Source organism: Desulfofundulus sp. TPOSR (assembly GCF_011393055.1).
Lineage (GTDB): Bacteria > Bacillota > Desulfotomaculia > Desulfotomaculales > Desulfovirgulaceae > Desulfofundulus > Desulfofundulus kuznetsovii.
Genome location: NZ_JAAOEF010000001.1, coordinates 468,715 through 489,480, shown reverse-complemented (window position 1 = coordinate 489,480; position 20,766 = coordinate 468,715). Strand labels below are relative to the sequence as shown.

General features: G+C 52.7%; 20 protein-coding genes, 1 pseudogene and 1 riboswitch. All 21 genes and pseudogenes read left to right on the top strand.

Annotated elements, in window-relative coordinates:
- Nucleotides 1–785 precede the first annotated feature (785 nt).
- The 21 genes and pseudogenes from G7K71_RS02510 to G7K71_RS02415 all read left to right on the top strand — a co-directional run bounded on the left by G7K71_RS02510 (nt 786) and on the right by G7K71_RS02415 (nt 20,553).
- Nucleotides 786–2,723 (top strand): methyl-accepting chemotaxis protein, encoded by a 1,938-nt coding sequence (locus G7K71_RS02510; protein WP_166343217.1) that lies wholly within the window; start codon nt 786–788, stop codon nt 2,721–2,723.
- 19 nt (nt 2,724–2,742) lie between these two features.
- Nucleotides 2,743–4,245, top strand: coding sequence for a chemotaxis protein CheW (locus G7K71_RS19210; protein WP_313884868.1), 1,503 nt, complete (start codon nt 2,743–2,745; stop codon nt 4,243–4,245).
- Entirely contained in the window at nt 4,235–5,284 is a 1,050-nt protein-coding gene (locus G7K71_RS02500) for a chemotaxis response regulator protein-glutamate methylesterase (protein WP_243174540.1), read from the top strand. The genes G7K71_RS19210 and G7K71_RS02500 overlap by 11 nt, the downstream gene beginning before the upstream one ends.
- Nucleotides 5,281–5,859 (top strand): HEAT repeat domain-containing protein, encoded by a 579-nt coding sequence (locus tag G7K71_RS02495; RefSeq protein WP_013822124.1) that lies wholly within the window; start codon nt 5,281–5,283, stop codon nt 5,857–5,859. Before G7K71_RS02500 ends, G7K71_RS02495 begins: the two co-directional genes overlap by 4 nt.
- Before the next feature lie 73 nt (nt 5,860–5,932).
- A complete protein-coding gene (locus G7K71_RS02490) occupies nt 5,933–6,748 on the top strand; it encodes a protein-glutamate O-methyltransferase CheR (protein ID WP_166343213.1) in 816 nt (271 codons plus the stop codon).
- A gap of 12 nt (nt 6,749–6,760) precedes the next feature.
- Nucleotides 6,761–7,132: a PleD family two-component system response regulator gene (locus G7K71_RS02485; protein WP_013822126.1), complete on the top strand. Its 372-nt coding sequence runs from the start codon at nt 6,761–6,763 to the stop codon at nt 7,130–7,132.
- Nucleotides 7,133–7,142: 10 nt separating this feature from the next.
- Nucleotides 7,143–9,488: a chemotaxis protein CheA gene (locus tag G7K71_RS02480; RefSeq protein WP_166343211.1), complete on the top strand. Its 2,346-nt coding sequence runs from the start codon at nt 7,143–7,145 to the stop codon at nt 9,486–9,488.
- Nucleotides 9,489–9,506: 18 nt separating this feature from the next.
- Nucleotides 9,507–10,448 (top strand): Hpt domain-containing protein, encoded by a 942-nt coding sequence (locus G7K71_RS02475; protein WP_013822128.1) that lies wholly within the window; start codon nt 9,507–9,509, stop codon nt 10,446–10,448.
- 85 nt (nt 10,449–10,533) lie between these two features.
- A complete protein-coding gene (locus tag G7K71_RS02470) occupies nt 10,534–10,884 on the top strand; it encodes a response regulator (RefSeq protein WP_166343209.1) in 351 nt (116 codons plus the stop codon).
- Nucleotides 10,885–11,103: 219 nt separating this feature from the next.
- Nucleotides 11,104–11,205: riboswitch (cyclic di-GMP riboswitch) on the top strand.
- A 315-nt stretch (nt 11,206–11,520) separates the two neighbouring features.
- Nucleotides 11,521–12,144, top strand: coding sequence for an HD-GYP domain-containing protein (locus G7K71_RS02465; protein ID WP_013822130.1), 624 nt, complete (start codon nt 11,521–11,523; stop codon nt 12,142–12,144).
- Between the two features lie 31 nt (nt 12,145–12,175).
- Nucleotides 12,176–13,387: a methyl-accepting chemotaxis protein gene (locus G7K71_RS02460; protein WP_166343207.1), complete on the top strand. Its 1,212-nt coding sequence runs from the start codon at nt 12,176–12,178 to the stop codon at nt 13,385–13,387.
- Nucleotides 13,388–13,737: 350 nt separating this feature from the next.
- The gene (locus G7K71_RS02455; RefSeq protein ID WP_166343205.1) at nt 13,738–13,926 is read left to right on the top strand and encodes a thermonuclease family protein; all 189 of its coding nucleotides are present in this window, start codon (nt 13,738–13,740) and stop codon (nt 13,924–13,926) included.
- 4 nt (nt 13,927–13,930) lie between these two features.
- Nucleotides 13,931–14,131, top strand: a pseudogene (locus G7K71_RS20165) (hypothetical protein); the annotation flags it as partial.
- An 84-nt stretch (nt 14,132–14,215) separates the two neighbouring features.
- Nucleotides 14,216–16,054 carry a DUF3352 domain-containing protein gene (locus G7K71_RS02445; RefSeq protein WP_166343203.1) on the top strand — a complete coding sequence of 613 codons (1,839 nt, stop codon included), beginning with the start codon at nt 14,216–14,218 and terminating at the stop codon, nt 16,052–16,054.
- Between the two features lie 179 nt (nt 16,055–16,233).
- The gene (locus tag G7K71_RS02440; RefSeq protein ID WP_166343201.1) at nt 16,234–16,629 is read left to right on the top strand and encodes a DUF1284 domain-containing protein; all 396 of its coding nucleotides are present in this window, start codon (nt 16,234–16,236) and stop codon (nt 16,627–16,629) included.
- A 116-nt stretch (nt 16,630–16,745) separates the two neighbouring features.
- Nucleotides 16,746–17,432: a hypothetical protein gene (locus G7K71_RS02435; protein ID WP_166343199.1), complete on the top strand. Its 687-nt coding sequence runs from the start codon at nt 16,746–16,748 to the stop codon at nt 17,430–17,432.
- Between the two features lie 61 nt (nt 17,433–17,493).
- Nucleotides 17,494–18,183, top strand: coding sequence for an MBL fold metallo-hydrolase (locus G7K71_RS02430; protein WP_166343197.1), 690 nt, complete (start codon nt 17,494–17,496; stop codon nt 18,181–18,183).
- A gap of 35 nt (nt 18,184–18,218) precedes the next feature.
- The gene (locus tag G7K71_RS18990) at nt 18,219–18,452 is read left to right on the top strand and encodes a hypothetical protein (protein ID WP_207712820.1); all 234 of its coding nucleotides are present in this window, start codon (nt 18,219–18,221) and stop codon (nt 18,450–18,452) included.
- A gap of 110 nt (nt 18,453–18,562) precedes the next feature.
- A complete protein-coding gene (locus G7K71_RS02425; protein ID WP_395858240.1) occupies nt 18,563–18,922 on the top strand; it encodes a ComEC/Rec2 family competence protein in 360 nt (119 codons plus the stop codon).
- 19 nt (nt 18,923–18,941) lie between these two features.
- Complete coding sequence (locus tag G7K71_RS02420; protein ID WP_166343195.1) at nt 18,942–19,793, top strand: helix-turn-helix domain-containing protein; 852 nt, start codon at nt 18,942–18,944, stop codon at nt 19,791–19,793.
- Between the two features lie 151 nt (nt 19,794–19,944).
- Nucleotides 19,945–20,553, top strand: a complete 609-nt coding sequence (locus G7K71_RS02415; RefSeq protein WP_313884866.1) for a plasmid pRiA4b ORF-3 family protein — start codon at nt 19,945–19,947, stop codon at nt 20,551–20,553.
- Nucleotides 20,554–20,766: the final 213 nt, after the last annotated feature.

The window sequence follows — 20,766 nt, the reverse complement described above, 5'->3', positions numbered from 1 at the left end:
TTTCTCTTTATTTTCTCTTCGCTCCTTAATGTTTTCTGTGCCCCGCAAAAAGTTTCAGCAGGTACAGGTGGTATCTTCTGATTACCACCTGTACCTGCTTTTTTTCTTGGCAGGAAGCAAATAACAATAAACCCACAAGCATACAGGGACATAAGAAAAAATACGTACCTTGATAACTCCATATCGTTGATTTATGGGTGGCAACTGGGACGAACCGGAAAAAAACAATGAAAAAACAATGGGAAACCAGAACGGCAGAACGTGGAAAAGTCTCGCCGGAAGAAACTAAAATTCAGCAGTAAGTGATCTCAGCTACGCTGCCTGTTCTAACCCGATAATGACGGCAAGCGTTACCTCGGATTCGACAACCCAAGCATCAACATGCCGATTGATTGCCCCCAAGTAAGCTGCCACAAAATTCTTCTTTTACTTCGGGCTTTGGTTTTTCTAGCTGAGAGTCAATAATCCGATGGACAAGGTGGCTGAAGAAGCAAAAAGGTTATAAAACGGCAGCGGTGGATTATGGCGGTGATTTTATGTTTTAGGAGAGGAGGTGAGGGATCTGTTTGCCGGGTGAAATGGGGGTGTTGTTAATCCGGTCAAACCTGGTCGAGCTCTGGAGATCATGGCAGAAAGTAAGGGACAGTTCGATCCGGCAGTGTTCAGCACCTTCCGCAACATTTGGGAGGGCGGAGGAGAGCATATCGGAAGATTAAAAGAGCTTTAAAAAAGTTTTACGTGTGTAAAAAGTATTATGAAGAAAAAATTTAAGGAGGTATTGTTTAATGGTTGAGGAGAGAAAGTTGGCACCGATGCCCGTAAGGCCAGAGGAGCAGAAAACCGAGAGCAAAGCAGATTTTGACGCAAAGAAGGTTGAGCAAAAGAAACTGGAAGCTCAGCGCAGGCAGGCCAGAACCTTCGCCAAACAGCAGCAGATAGCCGAGCGCATTGCCGCAGCCACCGAAGAGCTTTCCTCCGGAGTGGAAGAAGCCTCTGGAGCGGTGGAGGAGCTGCGCTCGGCCATGGAGCAGATAGCCAGCGGGGCCGAGGAGGCCAGCAGCGCCACTCAAGAGTCACTTGCCGCTATCAATCAGATTGAAAAAAGCGCAAGAAAGGCAGCAGAAAATGCCGCCGCGGCTTTAGACCGGGGAAAAGCCATCCAGCTGCTGGTAAAAGAAGTCAGCTCCGACATTGAGAAGCTTGCGGAAGGCGTTAATCTGGCTGCCGCCAAAAATGAGGAATCGGCCAGACTGGTGGCCGAGCTGGAAAAGCTGGCCGAAAACATTGGCAGTATTGTGCGCACCGTGGTTAAAATTGCCGACCAGACCAACCTGCTGGCCCTTAATGCGGCCATTGAAGCGGCCCGGGCCGGAGATCACGGCAAGGGGTTTGCCGTGGTGGCGGACGAGGTGAGAACTCTGGCGGAAACCTCGGAGAAGGCGGCTAACGACATCCGCGAGCTGATCGCGGCCATCCAGCAGGATGTGAAAGTGGTGGCCGATGCCATTAACCAGGCCGCCGCCAGTGCCCGGCAGGAGGCAGAAAAGGGTAGAGCGATCACTGATGACCTGGCAAATATCAGGGCCGCTATGGAAGAAGTGGTGACGGCAGCAGGGCAGATCAACAATCTTTCCCAGGAGTCCATGCGCAGCATTCAGCTCTTCCAGCAGGGGGCAAATGAAATTGCCAGGACGGCAGAGGAGCAGTCCAGCGGGGCAGAGGAAGCCTTAAAAGCTGTAGATCAACAGGCCAAAGCTTTAAGTGACATCAGCACCTCAGCAAGTGAGCTGGCCGAAATGGCCGAAGACCTCAAGCGGTCCACCGACGTTTCCAAATCGGCAGAAGGCCTGGCCGCAGCAGCAGAGGAGCTTTCGGCGGCTATTGAGGAATCTACCCGGTCTGCCCAGGAGATCATGGCGGCCCTGGACCAGATTTCCAAGGGGGCGCAAGCCCAGGCCAGAGCAGCGGAAGAGTCTGCCGGCGCCGCCGCCCAGATAGAAAGCGGTGTCAGATTCATCAGTGAGCAGGCCGGTGCTTCCCTCCAGAAGGTAGAGGCTCTGTCTGAAATCCTGGCCCGCAACAAAGTTAACGTGGACGAATTGATCAGGGGGATTTCCCTGGCCCTGGAGGCTAACATAGAAAATGTCAAGAAAGTCAAAGCTCTGGAAGAGAGGGCAAGGCAGATTGACAAGATAGTGGATACAATTGTTACTGTAGGCATCCAGACCAATATGCTGGCGGTCAGCGGGGCCATTGAGGCGGCGCGGGCCGGCGAATACGGCAAAGGGTTCGCCGTGGTCGCTTCCGACATCCGCAACCTGGCTCAGGAAAGCGCCCGCAACGCCGATCAAATCAAGGACCAGGTGAAGGGCATCCAGGGCCAGGTAAACGTGGTGTTAAAGGACATTGAAGAGATAGGGGAAGTGACGAGGCAGGAGGTAGAAAAAGCGAAAAAGACCACCGAAGATCTGGTACGCATCGAAGAGGACATGAAGGCCGTTTTAGGTGGCACCAGGGAAATCAACGAGAATGCAGCCCAGATTGCCGCAGCCGTTGAGCAGGCCAGAAAAGCGGTAGATCAGATTGCCCAGGCGGCCCAGGAAGCAGCTTCGGCTTCCGAACAGGCCGCGACCGCCAGCAGGCAGCAGGCCCAGGGAATGCAGGAACTATCCAGGGCCATTGAAGAGATAGCCGCGCTGGCAGACGAACTGCAGCAGCTGTAACGGCAGGGAGGGATGGTTCGTGCAGTATGTTGTCTTTTCCGTGGGCAGTGAAGCTTACGGCATAGAAATCGAGTACGTCCAGGAGATAATCCGGGTTCCGGGGATGGTGAAGGTTCCCCGGACCCCGCCCTATCTGGAAGGGCTGGCCAACCTGCGGGGGAATATCCTCACCGTAGTGAACACAAGCGTCAGGTTTGGTTTGGAGAAGCAGCCCTTGAGCGATGCCAGCAGAGTTATCGTCCTGGACGACGGCCGCAAGCGGCTGGGCTTCATCGTGGACAAGGTATCCGAGGTGGTAAACATAGCCGCCGACGAAATAGAAGAAGTCAAAAAAGAGGAAACCAGGGCAGAGTTTCTCAAGGGCATAGCCAGGCTGGCGGCGGGTGAACGCCTGGTGATGGTATTAGATCCGGCCCATCTTATGAAGACCGAGGAAACCCGGGACCGGGTCACGGGTGCCGTTGAATCTCTGGGGCTTGCCCGAGCGGAGGAGAAAAAGAAAGAAGAGAAAGAAGAAAAAGTTCAGCTCGTCAGCTTTCGGGTCGGGGAGGAAGAATACGGGGTTGACATCGGGATGGTGCAGGAAATCGTTCACCTGCCGGAGACAATTAACCGGGTGCCCGACGCTCCCGCGTACCTTCTCGGAATTATAACCCTGCGGAACCACGTCCTGCCGGTGGTCAGCCTGCGCGCCCTTTTTCAACTAAAAGATAAGGAAATGGATGACCGGGCGCGCATAGTAGTAGTGAACCTTTGCGACCAGCAAAAGAGGAATTTTTCCGTGGGCCTGGTGGTCGACGCGGTAACGGAGGTGCTCCGCATTTCCAGGGCGGTTATCGACCCCGTACCGGTCCTGCTGCGTACCGGGGGCGGAGAAGGAATAAGCGGGGTGTGCAAGATAGCGGAAGGAAAACGGCTGGTATACGTGCTAGACCCGGCTGGTTCCCTCGCCTTGGGCGACCTCCTGAAAGTGGGCGGAGCAGTAGATAGTGGAGAAGAAGAGGAGGTGGTCAGCATGGATGAACAGGAAGAACAGCTGGTGACTTTTAAGCTGGGTAAGGAAGAATTTGCCGCGGGCATCTCCGAGGTTCGGGAGATCATCAGGGTTCCGGATATAGTGGCTGTACCCAAAGCTCCGCATTTTGTAGAGGGAGTGATTAACCTCCGCGGAACCATCATCCCCATCATCGACCTTCGGAAAAGATTTGGGATGGAAGAAAGCGCCAGGGACGAGCATACGAGGGTCGTGGTGGTGGAGATAGATGGGCTTTTGACCGGCCTTGTCGTTGATTCGGCGCGGGAAGTGCTGAAGGTTTCCCGGCTGGCCATCGAAGCGACGCCGGATCTCTTGACCGGTTCGGTGGACACCCGTTTTATCAGAGGGATAGCGAAAGCCGGGGAAGGTGAGCGGCTGATTATCGTGTTGAACATGAAGGAAGTCCTCTCCTTTAAAGAAAAGGAGGAGTTGGTGGACTTTGGGCGGAGCATGGAAATCGCAGAGGGTCCGGGTATTGATAGCTGACGATTCTGCTCTCATGAGAAGAATCCTTAAGGAGATGCTTTCTTCCGATCCCCAGATAGAGGTGGTGGATACCGCCCGCGACGGTGAGGAAGCGGTAGTAAAGTCTTTGGAACAAAGGCCTGACGTTGTCACGATGGACGTAAATATGCCAAAAATGGACGGCCTCACTGCCCTCCAGCACATCCTCTTGAAGGCGCCCTGCGCGGTGGTCATGGTTTCCTCCCTCACTCAGGAAGGGGCCCTCACCACGCTGGAAGCTTTGGAGTTAGGCGCGGTGGACTTCGTGGCCAAGCCCGACGGGACTGTTTCTCTCGGCATAAGACACCTGAGAGAAGAAATCATCGCGAAGGTAAAAGCAGCGGCGCGGGCCAGGGTAAAGCTGCGCTGGTCGGAGAAGGCGCGCGTTTTAGGTCCGCGTCTGCCTGGCCCGCGCCTTAAGCCAGACCCCGGGCAACATTCACTAAAAGTGGTGGTCATCGGAGTGTCGACCGGTGGCCCTAGAACTCTCATGGATATTCTGCCCTACCTGCCGCAAGATCTTCCCGCCGCGGTGCTCGTAGTGCAGCACATGCCGCAAAACTTTACGGCGCCCTTTGCCCAGCGCCTTAACCAGAGCTGCCGGATGGCTGTCAAAGAGGCGGCCGACGGCGACGAACTGGCGCCGGGAAAGGTTTTGGTAGCTAAAGGAGGTTATCATTTAAAAGTAGAGAGAAAGCCCGGCGGCGTCCTGGTGGCCAGGCTTAGCCGGCAACCGGCCGACGTTTTGTACATGCCTTCGGTTAATGTAACCATGCAATCTGTCCTGGAAAAGGTGCCGCCCCGGAATGTTGTAGGGGTGCTCCTTACCGGGATGGGCGATGACGGAGCAGACATGATGGTGGAAATAAGGAGGCAGGGCGGCTACACCATTGCTGAAGCGGAAGAAACCGCGGTAGTCTGGGGCATGCCCAGAGAAGCTTACCTCAGGGGCGGTGCCGAAGTGGTGGCTCCTTCCTATCTCATTGCCGAGCAGATCATTAAAGGAGTGAAGAGGGATTGAAGGACAACCAGGTCAAAAAGCTCATGGACACTTTATCCTTTCACCCGGAAGAAAGGGAAAGATACTATGCGGCCTTTGACCTTTCTGGCTTTCCCCAGGATGACGTTGTGGAGTACCTGGTAAAAAGACTGGGAGAAGAGAAAAGCCGCCCGGTACAGGAGGCCATTGTAACCACCTTGATTACCATTGGTACGGAGGCTGTGGTAAAAGGATGCGCTGAGCTCTTGCGCAGTGAAGACGCCTACGTAAGAAATGCGGCAGTGGAAATAATGCGGTTGTTGCAACGCACATCGCTGGGGGTGGCCAGGAAACTCTTGCGGGATCCTGACCCGGACGTCCGGCTGTTTGCCGTGAACGTTCTGGGGGAACTTAAGGTAAAGGAGGCGGTGGAACTTCTGCGCCGGGTTGTGGAAGAAGATGAAAATATCAACGTGGTAGCCGCGGCGGTGGAATACGTGGGCGAAATGGGGTTGCGCAGCGAGGACCGGGAAGCAGTACGAAAAGTAAGAAAACGCTTTTCCGATCCGTTTTTGGAATATGCAGTTGAGGAAGCCTTGAGGAAAATGGAGGTATAGAGGGGATGGAGCGGAAACCTGTTTTCCCGGTGCCGCAAGCCTTCTATGCGGCGCTGGCGGGGGAGGATTAGGATTGACTATCGAGGAATTCGTTAAACTTCGGGATTACATCTACCGGAAGACCGGCATTTACTTTGAAGAAAAGAAGCTTTACTACGTGGAAAAGCGTGTAAAAGCGCGCATGCGCGCCGTTAACCTGGACAGCTTCCGCACATATTTTGCCTGGATGCGGTTTGATCTCTCCGGACGTGAACTGCAAGAACTCCTCAACGCCCTGACCGTCAACGAGACCTACTTTTTCCGTGAGTATCCGCAATTGCGCTGCTTTGCCGAAGAAGTACTCCCCGAGATCCTGCAGAGCAAAAACGGCCAGCACCCCAAAAGGGTGCGCCTCTGGTCCGCCGGCTGCTCCACGGGGGAAGAAGCTTATACTTTAGCCATCATTATGAGGGAAATGACTAAGGGACTACCTGTCACCTGGGAAATTCACGCCACGGATTTGAATACGGACGTGCTGGAGCAAGCGAAAAAAGGCCTTTACGGCGGGCGCGCCGTCAAAGACGTTCCGGATGTCTACCTTGCCCGGTATTTCCGCCGGGTGGGGGAACAGTTCGAGGTGCATCCAGAGCTACGCCACCAGATACTCTTTTACCGGCTTAACCTTCTTGACCGGGAAAACATGCGGAAAATGGCGGACTTCGATGCCATCTTCTGCCGCAACGTCCTCATCTACTTTGACGATGCTTCCCGCAGGGAGGTGGCCCTTTACTTTTACGATGCCTTGAGGAAAGGCGGCTTCATCTTCCTCGGGCACTCGGAATCCATGAGCCGCATTACCCCTATTTTCAGGCTTAGAAAATTCAAGGAGGCAATTATATATCAGAAATGAGGTGAAGGGGAGATGACCGCGCGGGTGTTGGTGGTGGACGACTCGTCTACGGTGCGTGGTTACTACACTTCTATCTTGAGCAAAGCCGGTTTTACTGTGGACCAGGCAGCCAACGGTTACGAAGCCCTGGAAAAGTCGGTGGAGTTTGATTACGACCTCTTTATTGTGGACATAAACATGCCCAAGATGTCAGGTTACGAGCTGGTGCGGCAGCTAAGGGAGGATGAGAGAGGGGTCAGGGTGCCGGTGGTGATCATCTCGACGGAAGCAAAGGACAGCGACCGCCTGGAAGGCTACCGGGCCGGGGCCAACCTCTTCCTGGTAAAGCCGGTAAGACCGGAAAGGCTTCTTTTTCTGACCAAGATTATCTCTGGAGTGAGGTAGCGGGCGAAAAATGAATTTGGAAAAGATTAAAGGAGTTCTTGACAAAACCGGGTTTTTAGCCTTTTCCCTGGCCCAAGAGCCTGGCGGTGAGGCATTAAATCAGCTCCTGGAAAAAGTAAAAGGTTTGGTTGAGGTTACGAAAGAGTGCGGGCTAGAATCCTGGCACGGGCTGGCGATTTATTTGCTGAGGGTTCTCAACCGGTTGAAAGCGGGTGAAGCTGCCGTTTCGGAGCAATTAACTGAGCTCCTCGGCGGCATCTTTGAGTTTTTGCTGGAGGCCGTGGAGAACGCAGAAAAAGAAGGGGATCTGCAAGTGGACGAGGAAGCGTGCCGGGAAAGGATTGACCGGTTGAACCAACTGCTGAGCGGTGCTGAATCAGCCGGCATTTCTCAAAAAACAGAAGAAAGCCTTGATTTATTGGCCGGTCAGGTAGAAGTGAATAAGTGTCTTTATGAAGTGAGCCTGGAGGTGCAGGCTGCGGATGAATCACTCGATTTGCTGGCTGTTTACGGTAAGCTGGCCTCCTGCGGAGAGGTGCTCCGCGTTTCGGTAAGCGGAACAGAAGGCCTGGACACCAGCCAGGCAAAGGATTTGTCTTCCTGCTTGTCCTTGCATTTTTACCTTAGTTCTGATTTCGGTGCCCATGCTTTGGAAAATGCTCTTCGTACAATACTGGGAGACTCACCGGGCGCCCGGTTAGCCGTTTTACCAGTATTTCCCGGAAGCAGCAAGTATAATAATGCAGAGCCAGAAGAAAAGCCAGTTTTTCTTCCTGACGCCCAGGTGACTAATGAAGAAAAATTTCGACGGGAAAAAAGCGTTTCTTCTTTAGATGATCAATTAACTCAAGAAGAAACTGAAGCTCTACAGATGATTTTGGCGCAACAGAAAGAACGCTTCATGCAGCTGGGTAGCGAGGAAGATTTTCCGCGTCACATCCTCTCGGCAGCCAGAATTTTGGCGGGGATAGGTACATATTTTAATAGGCCCGAGATAAGAAAAAAAGCCGAGGAATTCCTGGATAGCCCGTGTTCCGAACGGCGGATAGAGTTCTTTTCCCTCTTGGACGAAGCTGAGAAAATGGCCAGGAGTTTGACTGCAAAAGAAAGTGCTCCAATTGTTTCAGCTTCCGGGAAATCTGAAGGAACGAAAGCATATGCCCCTGCTGCCGCGGGCAAGAGCATCCGTGTGGATGAATCCAAGGTGGATTACCTGATGGCGCTGGCAGGCGAACTGGTGGTGACGTGCAATGCTCTGCTTTACGTAGCCAGGAAGGTGGAAGGGGAATACGGCCTGGCTGAAGTGGCCGGAGAGCTGAAAGAGCAACATGCGGGGCTGGACAGGTTGGTTCGGGAGCTGCAAGATGCAGTAATGGACATGAGGCTCCTCCCGGCCAGTTATCTCTTCCGGAAGTTTCCGCGCATGGTACGCGATCTGGCCAGGGAGCTTGGTAAAGAGGTCGAGTTGCGTTTGGAAGGAGAGGAGACGGAAATCGATAAGGCCGTTATGGAAGCGGTCGGCGAGCCCATGGTCCACCTGGTGCGCAATGCGATAGACCACGGACTTGAGCCTGTTGAGGAAAGGTTGGCCCAGGGAAAAGAAGCCAGGGGTACAATAACTCTCCGGGCCCTCAGGGAGGGGAGCAAAATGCTGCTGGAGGTGGAGGATGATGGTCGGGGCATCGACGTAGAGCGCGTGCGGGAGAAAGCTGTTTCGGTCGGGCTCGTGTCAGCGGAGGAGGCCACAACCTTGACCGAGGAACAGCTGATCGAGTTTCTCTTTGCCCCCGGTTTCAGCACGACGGAAGAAGTGACAGAAGTTTCGGGAAGAGGAGTGGGCATGGATGCGGTCAGGGCGGTCGTGCACAGCCTGGGAGGGAGCGTAAAAATCAAAACAACTCCCGGTTCCGGCACCAGGGTGAGAATGGAGCTTCCGCTGACTTTAGCTACCTCGCGTGTCCTGCTGGTGGTGCAGGACGGCAGGAAGTACGGGTTACCAATCGCAGATGTGAGGGAAATGGTTAAAGTCCGCCCTGATGATCTGGCCAGCATGCAAGGAAAAAGGATTGCCGTGATCCGCGGTGAGTTAATGCCCGTGCTTTTCCTGGGTGAGTTTTTCGGGGAGGACAAAAAAGAGACCGGTGACGAAGAGCTGTGCCTGGTGATCCTGACGAGCGGCTTTGCGCTGGTCGTGGATGATTTCCTGGGTCAAGAGGATGTTGTGCTTAAGTCTCTTCCAGCAGGTTTTGGTTCCGGTTCCTGTTTTGCCGGGGCGGCCATTCTGGGGGACGGGAGTATCTTGCTGGTTCTGGACCCGCATCGTATGTGGGGGCAGTTCCAGCAGACAGATCATTAAGCGGAGGTGTTAGGAACAATGTATAGCGAAGAATCCCTTCCCTACGTGGAGGCCTTTCTGGAAGAAACCGCTGAACAGCTCCAGGAATTGGAAAGCAAGCTGGTGTTCCTGGAAAAGAACCCCACCGACCGCACCTGTATAGACGATATTTTCAGGATTGCCCACAACCTCAAGGGCAATGCGGCAACGGTGGGTTTTGAGGAAATGGCTTCTCTGGCCCACCGCATGGAAGACCTGCTGGACGGCATGAGGAAAGGGAAGATTTCTTCTTCCGGGGAAATTATCGACACGTTACTAAATTCTCTTGACGCTCTAAAAGGGCTTGCCGACAAATTCTGCGGGAAGGACGAGGGCATCCTTGAGCTGAGTAACCTGGTGAATAAACTGGAGCATCTGGCTCACGGTGGGCATGATGCTGGCGCTCATACAGGCCCGAAAAAGATATTAATCAAACTTGAGGATGGCTGCGATATGAAGGCAGTTCGCGCTTGCGTGGTGATAAGGGCCCTGGAGGAACTGGTGGAAATTGTTGAGGTTAAGCCCTCGTTTGATGAGATTAAGGAGCATGGTTTTGAAGGTACGGAAATAAAAGCGAGGTTTTTCGCCAGGGAGAGCCTGGATACTGTAAAAGAGGCTCTCCAGGCTATTCCTGACGTCAAGGCGGTAGAGTTGTCTGGAGAAGAAAAAACGCTAAATATTAGGGCAGGCGCGCGCCTGGACCCGCGGATACCGGAGGAACGCTTAAGAAATGCCGATAGGGCGGTTGTAGATTTAACCGACCTGCGGGAACTCAGCCCGGCCGCCTTGAGCTGGCTCCTCAGGATCAGTAGACTGGCCAAAGTTAAGCTTATATTGCCCCAGCAACCTCTTCCAAAGAAGTTTTTGAAACTTTTGGGACTTGGTGAAAGCGACAGCTGCAGCGGCACCATTCCTGGGCCGGCCACGGCGAAAGAAGCGTAGCAGAGGGCGTTGAACCGTCAAGACGCCGTCCTCATTTAGGTAGCCTGGTCCAGGAATTTTCAATCTCTGCGCGGAGGTGCAAACATTGCGGGTGCTGGTGGTAGATGATGCGAAATTTATGAGGTTAACCCTCGGAAATATTTTAAAAAAGCATGGCCACGAAGTTTTCGAAGCCGAAAATGGCGCGGACGCCGTGGCGAAGTACCACGAAATTCAGCCGGACCTGGTGACAATGGACATCACCATGCCGGAGATGGACGGGCTGGAAGCCGTTAAACGGATAAAGGCCGTCGACCCGAAGGCAAAGATCGTCATGGTCAGCGCCATGGGCCAGAAAGATTATGTAATCGAAGCGATTCAGAGCGGCGCAATAGATTTCATCATTAAGCCTTTCCAGGAGGAGCGCATTCGCGAAGTGTTAAAGAGATTGGGCTAGAAAGGGGCGGGTGTTTTGGACGCCAACCACGTCAACTCATTTATCCTGACCGCGGAGCCGGGTTAGCCCCCTAATTCCGGAGATTATGCAGCAAAAGGTTCAAAGCTCACATTTGTTCGAGAAAGAACCTGACTTTACGATCTTACGTCAAGAAAGCTAAAATTACGTCGAAATAGAATAGAGGGGTCGAAAAGTTAAAAAGCTATTTTGTTCAATCCGAATCCTGGAGGGCAAACTCGGCGAAAGCCGGGGGCGCAAAGCCACAGGTCTAAGGTTCCCCAAAAGGTTGCCACGGGGAACTATGACGGCTGGGTTGCAAGGGAGAAAGATAGCCGCAGGAAAGCGTATACTTGTCTCTCTGCGGCTTTCTTAAATTTGGAATAACGTAAAAGGCGGAGGTTTGAGCAAGTATGAAAGAATCCCTTATGGAACGCCAGTTCGGGGGGGGGGTAACCTGTCTACATCTGGCCTTATTTATTAGCCCTATAAACAACTCTTTTGGGGTTCCCCTTCTCTGGTTCCCTCCTTTTGGGTTCCCCTTTTTACGCTCCCCACCCTTGTACCCGCCACCATCATTCCTAATAAGAAACTGTCCTTATGAGTTTTTACTACCGTTTCCATGATAGAGGTGTTTCCATGAGGTCCACACTTATTTACGCTGCTCGGGTACTGGTTCGGGTGCAGGAATCTCGATTTAAGTCGGCCTGCCTGCATTCTCAGCGCGTGGCCTTTTATGCGCTCTTGCTGGCCAGGGAGTTGGGACTGGACGAAAAATACCAGAAGCGCGTCTACTTAGCTGGCCTTCTGCACGACATAGGCAAAATAGGCATCCCCGACTTTATACTGTTTAAACGGGGCAAGTTGACTGCCGAGGAATGGGAGGAGATAAAAAGACACCCGGTTTTCAGTTATGAAATTCTCTCTACCATTCCCGGTATGAAGGAAATTAGTCTCATGGTCCTGCACCACCACGAGAGATACGATGGAACGGGCTATCCCGTTGGACTTACAGCTCAAGATATACCTCTGGGGGCGCGCATTTTAGCCGTGGCCGACAGCTTCGACGCCATGACCACAGAGAGGATCTACCGACCTTTTCCATTATCCCGGGAAGAGGCCCTGAAGGAAATGCACTGCTGTGCCGGAGGGCAGTTTGATCCACTTTTGGTGGAAGTTTTTAGTCGCTTGATAGGACGGGGAGAAACTGATTTGAGCCTCTACGAACAAGAATTTACGACTAATTTTTATTCCAAAATTTAAACGTTCACGAAAAGGAAAGGGTGGGGCTTAGTTGCTGTTATTCAGAAAGAAAAGTGAGCCGGGTACATCCAATACCTTCAATTCGGCTGATTTGCTTTTTGGGCTTAGCGTAGGTCGTTTCATTATGGCACACACAGATCTCCTGGCCCTGTGGAGCCGCTTGAGGGCAAATGAAGCGGCCCGCGAGGCGGAGGTTCAGGCATCGGGTTCTCAAGAACTCTCTGCCACTATCGAGGAAGTTAATGCTTCCGTGGAAGAATCGGCTGCCGCTCATCACCAAATGAAACAGCTGGCAGAGGCCAATCGCTCGGCACTGGCGGAGATGGACAGGCTTTTAAAAGTTGTGGCTACCGGGATACAGTATATGAGAGACCAACTGAATGAAGTAAGTCAGCGTTTTAATCAGGTCAACCAGATTGGCGAAGAAGTTGCGGAGATTGCAGAACAGACCAACCTCCTGGCACTGAACGCTGCTATAGAAGCTGCCCGGGCTGGCGAACACGGGCGTGGTTTTGCCGTAGTAGCCGAAGAAGTAAGGAAGCTGGCGGGAAAAACGAAGGATGCGGTAGGGACTGTGAAAGAATTAACTGCAGAAGTGGGTCAATTATCAGAGTCAGCCAACCGTAGCAGCAAAGAGGTAACGGATTCCTTTGAGGTTTATTCCAGGCAGGTTACCTCTGTAGTACAAAGCATAGACGAAAGCATGAAGCAGGTGGAACTTGCAGCCAGCGCCCTCGACGAAATAACCCAGGTCATGAATCAGGTTGCCACTACGACAACAGATCTTGCCCAGTCGTCCCAGCGGCTTGCCCAAATAACAGCCTTCGGTGACTCCTGTACGGCCAATACCAGCCACATCCGTGAAACCACCCTGCCGGTTCTGGAAGAACTCCTGGTCGAGATAACTGAGGATACGCCGGTTCATACCCTGGCAGCCAGGCTTTTCGACCATGCCCGGTTTATTAACACTGTAGTGGCGAAAGTTGGAACAGGCGAAAAGATATCTGATCATACCGAATGCGCCTTTGGGCGCTGGTATATAGGTGAGGGCGGCAGGCAGTTCGGCCACTTGCCTGCCTGGCGGGCTATAGACGAGCCTCACCGCCTGGTTCATACTGTCGGTGCTGCTCTGGTGAGAGAAGCTCGGGCAGAAGCAGCCGAAGAATTGGCCCAGGCATCCCTTGAACTGCTACGTTGCTTCGTGGCGCTGAAAAAAGAGATTGCCAAAATAGCCAAAAGTTAAAAAGAGAAGGACTTAGGTAAAGGAATTGCTTCGGAACCCTATTTCGACCTGGAAACACGGCTAAAGATATGGACTTTTGTTATTTCCTGGGTGACGACCTGTACCTGTTTATTGACAGCCGGGTGAATTAAAAAAGATTTCAGCCACCACAGAAAGGTTAAAAACACCTGGATGGTGCGGGACACGCCCGGCCTTCCAGTTCATTGTGGGGGAGCCTGGTAGTCTTCGGTGAATCTTTCCATGAGGTGTTTTTCATGCGGAGAACCCGGGTCGTTCTGCCAGTCATTCTCGCCTTCCTCATCGTTTTGGGGTTTGCCGTGGGGATCGAGGCGTAGTCTCAGGCTCCGAAGGTGCTCCCCGCGGTCGTCACGTCCGTCTCCGATGGTGACACCGTCCACGTAAAACTCAACAACCGTGACGAAAGAGTACGGATGATCGGCGTCAACTGCCCCGAAATTTCCCACCCCGACCTGCGCATTAAAGAGCAGCCCTACGGGAAGGGAATCGGCAGCCTACACCAAAAAGCGACTATTAAGTAAGAAAGTCTGGCTGGAGTTCGACGTTCAGCAGAAGGATAAATACGGCCGCCTCCTGGCCTACGTGTGGCTCTCTCCGCCGGCCTCGTCCACGGAGAAGGAAGTGCGGGCGAAGAGGTACACGCGGAGCTACTGCTGGAAGGGTATGCATGACCGATTCCTAGCCGCCGCAGACCCACCCTTTGGGGTTGGGAAGAGGCCGCGGTAGTTCTCCTCAGAACCTCCTGGCTTTAGCCATGGGGAAGTTCGGAAAATTAAGAAACCCTTTCTTCAAGAAAGGAGTTGGTTCAAAGTGGAATGTGCGAAATGCAACGTCACGGTCGAGAATGAAGAGGCAAAATTTTACCCCTTCTGCGGTACTCCCCTGAATGAGTCCGCGCCTTCGCCCAGTTCTTCGAAATCGAAAAAGGCCATCTGGATTGGGCTCGGCGTACTTACCTGTCTTCTTCTTGTTATCGGTTTTGTTGCCCGAGAATCCCTCGCCCAAGTACTCCCCTTCCTTAACCCGTCTAACAGTGCCCGTGCAGCCAAACTGGCGCCAGGCGATACCGACCTATTTTTGGTCGTTAACCCCAATCTGGATCAGGTAAAAAATTTTGCCCGTATCAGAGACATTTACTTTTCCATCCCGGAAGTTAAAGATGCTTTTGACGATTTGCGAAGGGACTTTGAGGATGAATTCGGTTTGGACTTCAAAGAAGACGTAAAACCCTGGCTTGGCAGGGAAATAGCCCTAATTATCCCTGATTACAGCAACGAGGAGTCATACCTGCTCGCTGTTTCTACCACCAGTATGAAAAAAGCTTCGGCCTGCTTACAAAAAGTGCGCCAGCACTGGGAAAAAGAAGGTATGGCATTTAAGGACCGGACTTATCAGGGGGTCGAGATAACCGTTGAAACCGGGGGTTCTTCACCGGTAGCCTACGCCCTGCATGAGGGGTTTTTGCTGCTGGCGGAAAGCGAAGAAGCCATCGAAAAGGCAATAGACATGACCAGACAAAAAGGTGCGGCCACCCTGGCCAGAAATGAAAACTACAAAAAGGTAATGAAAAAGCTGCCAGCAAACAGGTCGGGTACTTGCTATATCAACGCTGAAAACATTCCCGATATTATAAAGGGCGAGTTGAACACGGATTTCCCCGTTGAAAGCCTTCACTACCTGGAAGCATATCAGGGGTTGGGCTTTTCCATAAGCTTTACCGGAGAAGGGGCGCGCTTTGACTACTCGCTGGCCTACGATAAAGGAAAATTACCCAAAGACCTTCCCCCTCCCGAAAAAGTTGAGAAGACCATCGCTTTGGCTCCCGAAAACTCCCTGGTATTCATAGGGGGCGTCCACCTGAATTACGTAATGGAAAAAATTCTGGAAGACATTCAAAAAGAACCCGATTTTAAAGACATCGACGCGGAAATCGAATACAATTTGGGTATAGATATTGAAAGTGATCTCCTTTCCTGGTTGGGCAGTGAATATGGTCTGGCTATTGTCCCGGACAGAGACGGGTTATTGGGTAAAGAAACTCACCTGGGGATGCTCGCCATGTTTTCCGTAAAGGATGTCCAGAAGGCAAAAAGGTTAATGGACAAGATAGCTGATTTGCTAGATGAAGAAGGATTTGTTTCGGATTCTGTGAAGATCGACGGCAAGAACGTCAAATATTTCTATGACCCGTATACTGAGGCATTTATGCTGGGCTACGGTTTCAGGGATAATATTTTGGTTATTGGATCCTCGGAAAATCTGGTTAAGGAGGCCGTAACGGGCGACGCCAGCTCCCTGGCCGACAGCGATACATACAAAAAAGCATTTGCCAGCCTTCAGCCCAAATACGAAGGTTGTATTTTCATTGACGTGGAAAGAATTGTTGACACGGTACGTAGCAACCTGGACAGATTGGACCGGAGATCTTTTGATCGAGAAGTCTACCCATTTGTAAAGCCCCTGCAAGCGGTAAGCTACCGGCAAGCAAGGACGGATGACAACTTCCTCTCCGGTACGCTGGCCGTTTTCGTGGAAGAGCCTGTAAACTTTTCAAGAAAGGAACTTAGCTACGAAAAGGAAGCCTGGCCACTAGAGACTACTAGATACAAAAAAGATCGAGTTTTTCCGGCCAAAGACGTTATCATATAGTGGTGGAAGCTAAGGGCACGCCAGATCATCAGGTTAATAATTGAACTAGCTGGGGTCAACAGGCCGGAAGAGGACATGCGTTTCATGGTGAAACCTGCCTATTTGGAATTTAAGACCATAGTCGGCAAAACGGTCTGAAGTGGCCGGTTTAGTTAGCTAAGAAGGTGGGAGTAATTAGCATGATCAGGCTACGGGGACACCATTTAATTTGCCTGCACTTCTACCGGGGCGAGGGATATAACCGAGAATTTGTCGAAAACCTGGAAAACGTAATGCGCAGGGCTACGGAGGGCGAGGAAGTAGAGATAGTTCAAGGCGCGGACGACATCTGCCGGGCTTGCCCAACGCTCCAAGGAGAAAAGTGCGTCGCCAAGCCTGGGGTGGACGCAGAAATCAGGGAAATGGATGCGGAAGCGGCCGCGTACCTTGGTGTCGAAGTTGGGTCAAAGGTGCTGTGGCATGAAATAAAGGCCAAAGTGATGGAGACGCCCAAAGAGTGGCTGGCGGCTTTCTGCGAGGGGTGCGACTGGGGAGAAGTGTGCGCCGAGAAAAAGAAAGCGTTGGGGCTGGGTTGAACCGGCTTTTCCCTCCATACTGCCGCCAACATGGGGGACACGCATACTTATGGCTGTAGCAGTTTTGTTTCTTTCCTAAAATTAGCAAGATTATGTCATGTACAGGAGGGTAACGATTGACTCATAGGGAACGTATACTAAAGACCCTCTCTGAAACCGCCGTGCCGGTGTGCGATGATTGCTTGGCCAGGATCACTGGAATAAATCCACGTCAGACAGTTTATCAGAACTGTACCTATTTGGCAAATTCGGGAAAGATCAGGCGTAGACAAGGGGAGTGCGCTTTTTGTGCGAGAATCAAAATAGTTAGTTGGATTGAAAAAGGGGTAGAGAATTACGCTAACTATTTGGATATAGCTGACATCACCCGGACCAAAACTTCATCCGAAAAAGAGAAGGATTCAAAGACTACACCTTCCTGGTACTGGGAGGGGAATATCCAGTCTAAGCTGGTTGCATACCTGGCAGGCCAGGGTTATTTCATCCGGAGCGTTACGGACACTGCGTCCAGGTCGCAGGGGAAAGACATAGTTGCGGTTACGCCGGAGGACCGGGAATTATGGGTCTCGGTCAAAGGGTTTCCGGAGAACAACTCCTATACACAGGCCCGCCATTATTTCGCCCAGGCAGTATTTGACGTCATTCTGTACCGAAGCGAGAACCCCGCGGTGGAACTTGCATTGGCCTTGCCCCATGGCTTTCCTACATACGAAAGACTGGCTTCACGCATTTCCTGGCTTCGCAGGGCTTTGCCGCTGAGGATCTATTGGGTTGACAACTTGGGTAATGTGAAGGAGGAGTAAAACTTCACAAATCCATAACAGGAACACAGTGCCCCCATGTTTGCGGTTGGAGGGATTTATAGTGAAACCGTTTAAAATTTGCGACGGCCTTTACCAGATCGGCGGTCCGGAAATTACCGCCCCGGAGGACTGCTGCGTTTACCTTCTCGACGGTGGCGGTGAGCTGGCCATAATCGATGCCGGGTTGGGCCGCAGTGCCCCCGACCTGATCGGCAACCTAAAGAAGCTTGCCCTTGACGCCGCTTCAGTGAAATATCTGGTGGCGACGCACGGCCACATTGACCATACGGGAGGGCTGGCCTATCTTAAGGAAAAATTACAGGCCAAAGTAGTGGCCCACGAGCATGAACTCCCGGCAGTGGAAGGGAAAAATGTCTCGCTGACCGCGGCAAGTTATTACGGCGTGAAGTACAGGCCGGTGGAGGTGGACGTTGTTCTCCGGGGCGATGAAGAAACCCTGAATCTGGGGGGTCTCAAACTAGTCTTTCTCCATACGCCCGGCCACACTCCCGGAGGAATTTCCCCTTACGTTGACCTCGGAGGGAAAAGGATTCTTTTCGGACAGGACATCCACGGTCCGTTTCATCCCGCTTGGGGCTCGGATCTGGCCGCCTGGGAACAATCGATGCGAAGGCTTTTGGCTCTCAAGCCTGATATCCTCTGCGAGGGGCATTTCGGGATTTATCAGCCTTATGAAAAGGTCAAGCGGTACATCGAAAGCTATCTGCAACGCTATCTGGAAAGAGCGTAGTTTTTGGCCAACGGATTAAATGGAGTATGATGGAAATGTTAGAAGTGCTGATTGCAGCACCCTTGAAAATTCTTCGGAAATATTATAACCCGGGAACTGAACTTTACCATCTGTTGGTTGAGCACGGGAAAGCGGTCGCCCGCAAAGCACTGGAAGTGGCGGATAAAGTTAGCTATCTTCACCCGGATCCGAAGTTTCTCGTCGAAGCCGCCATGCTTCACGATAACGCCATGCCCCGTTCGGCTAATTATGAGGATTTGAACAACTGATCCGTCGTGATAAGGATACAGTACGGCAGTACGGCATTTCTTCTGACAGGAGACGCCGAAGCTCGTCGGAAGAAGAAATGTTGGCCTCCGGGGCGAACCTGAAGGCAAGCGTGCTCAAAGTAGGGCACAACGGCAGCAGTAGTTCCACTGCCCCGGCTTTTTTGAAGGCGGTGGCCCCGAAATACGCCGTCATTTCTGTTGGCGCGGGGAACGACTACGGCCACCCGCATAAAGAGACGCTGGCTAAACTGGCGAATGCCGGAATCCATGTCTACCGGACCGACCGGGACGGCACCGTGGTTTTTACGTCCGACGGGAAGAACATTACCATTGAAAAGCTGAGCAGCACCATCAGGCCCAGGGCGCCTGACTCCGGTGTGCTCTCCCTCGGCAACCCGAACGTACAGGCGTATGGTCTTTTCCTTCCCAGGTACAAAAAAGCCGCCGCTGTACTTCAGCAGGCGTATTAGCTTCAGGAGGGGTAATGGAGTGGGCACTATTAGAGAACACACCCTTACCGTCAAAGGCTGCACCGTCATTGCCTCCGAGTGGCTCTCCTGGCGGAAACAGGGCCTAAGCAATACGGAAATAGCTGCTATGCTAGGCGTTAGCCCCTCAATGGCCCGCGTCATAGCGCGGAAGTTCCGGGAGGCCGGGATGCCCGATCTGCAGTACAGGAAACGAAAGCCCGGCCCGGTAAAGATTCTCGACACCGCCACCGACATTGGGGCCTACGTGCTGGGGGTGTTGTGGGGAACCGCCTCCACATCCGGAGAGGGCTACTGGGTACGCCACCGAGACAGCTGGTACGTGAACGTTGTGCGGAAATACCTGGGTGTTACGGCGGAAGGACACGAAAGCTACTCCAGGACCGGGAACCAGTGGCGGCTGAAGATAACGCGCGCGGCAGACGTAGCTGCGGTGAGGAATCTTTTGGAGCGCCACGGGTGGGCGCCCAGGAAGGCCCCGGAGAGGCCGTATCCGTGCGGGAATATCGACGACAGGGGCTTCGTACGGGCCTGGGTGGAACTGCACTCCTCGGCAGATGTAGCCCGCACCGGGAAAAAGAGGATGCCTACGCCCAGGTTAAGGGTGTACGGCAGCCAGCCCCTGCTGGAGGAAATGAACCGGGTTATAGCTGTTGGGGCGGGCTGGCTGCCAAGGAAGCTCCATCTGATAGCTACAGTAACAGGTGAGACCTGGTGTTTGTGCTACACCGGGGGGAGCTTCCGTGCCGTGGTGGACTGGCTCTACGCTGGGGCGGGGCTGTACAACCCGGCGGTAAGGGAGAGGCTTGGGGACCTTACTCTTTTTGTTAGTCGTCTTCGAAAACCAACTTAAAATTCCATCCCTCAAAGATGTAAACCATCCTGCCGAATTCTTCCCAGGAGAATCTCTTCCCGTCTGTCACCACGTCAGGTCCGGTACTTTCCTTTGAACTCTGGTATTCAATCCTTTCGGCAACCTCGTTATTTTTTAAAAAAGAAAGGCGGTGGATTATGTGGGATCAAATGTGGTATATCAGCTTAAAATAACGTTACAGGAAATCGAACCACCCATCTGGAGGCGGGTTTTGGTGCCGGCAGGCATTACTTTTTACAAGCTGCACAAAATCATCCAGGCCGCCTTTGGCTGGCAGGACTACCACCTGTTTGATTTTGACTTCGGTGATGTGGTGGTTCACATTCCCGACCCTGATTATGCCCCGGGAGAATTGTACGGAGGCGCAAAAGAACTGAACGCCAAAAGAACAAAGATCGACGCTCTTCTCAGTGAACGCAAAAAATGCGTCTATACCTACGACTTTGGGGATAACTGGCGGCATGATGTAATCCTGGAGACAATCATGCCGGTCGAGGAAGGACGGCGTTATCCGGTATGTGTAGCCGGTGCCCGCCACAGGCCACCGGAGGATGTCGGCGGAGTTTCGGGTTATGAAGAATTTTTGCGCATAATCCGTGATCCCGGGCACCCGGAGTACAACGATTACCTGGTCTGGGCAGAAAAGGACACGGGCGGGAGAAAGTTTGACCCGGAATATTTCTATATCAACGAAGTGAACCGGGCACTGGCAAAGATAAAGTCAACTACTCCCCACTAAAGTGGGAAGCATGATAGGTTAATCTCACACTTTCCACTTTGGTGACGGGCCTGCTTATTACGAAAGCAGGCCGGGTTGACCAGTCCGAGGGCAACAAGATGTCTTTTGAGGCTACAGTTAGCCCTATCTTGGCGGTAAGAGTTCAAGGACGCACTCCGGGATGTTGCGCCAGTTCCGGACCCTGCGACTGCCGGGTGCAGACAACCGTGAGAG

What these genes read in the sequence shown, in the direction of transcription:
- G7K71_RS02510 (WP_166343217.1), top strand. Translation starts at nt 786, where the DNA reads ATGGTTGAGGAGAGAAAGTTGGCACCGATGCCCGTAAGGCCAGAGGAG.
- G7K71_RS02485 (WP_013822126.1), top strand. Translation starts at nt 6,761, where the DNA reads ATGACCGCGCGGGTGTTGGTGGTGGACGACTCGTCTACGGTGCGTGGT.
- G7K71_RS02480 (WP_166343211.1), top strand. Translation starts at nt 7,143, where the DNA reads ATGAATTTGGAAAAGATTAAAGGAGTTCTTGACAAAACCGGGTTTTTA.
- G7K71_RS02475 (WP_013822128.1), top strand. Translation starts at nt 9,507, where the DNA reads ATGTATAGCGAAGAATCCCTTCCCTACGTGGAGGCCTTTCTGGAAGAA.
- G7K71_RS02465 (WP_013822130.1), top strand. Translation starts at nt 11,521, where the DNA reads ATGAGGTCCACACTTATTTACGCTGCTCGGGTACTGGTTCGGGTGCAG.
- G7K71_RS02440 (WP_166343201.1), top strand. Translation starts at nt 16,234, where the DNA reads ATGATCAGGCTACGGGGACACCATTTAATTTGCCTGCACTTCTACCGG.
- G7K71_RS18990 (WP_207712820.1), top strand. Translation starts at nt 18,219, where the DNA reads ATGTTAGAAGTGCTGATTGCAGCACCCTTGAAAATTCTTCGGAAATAT.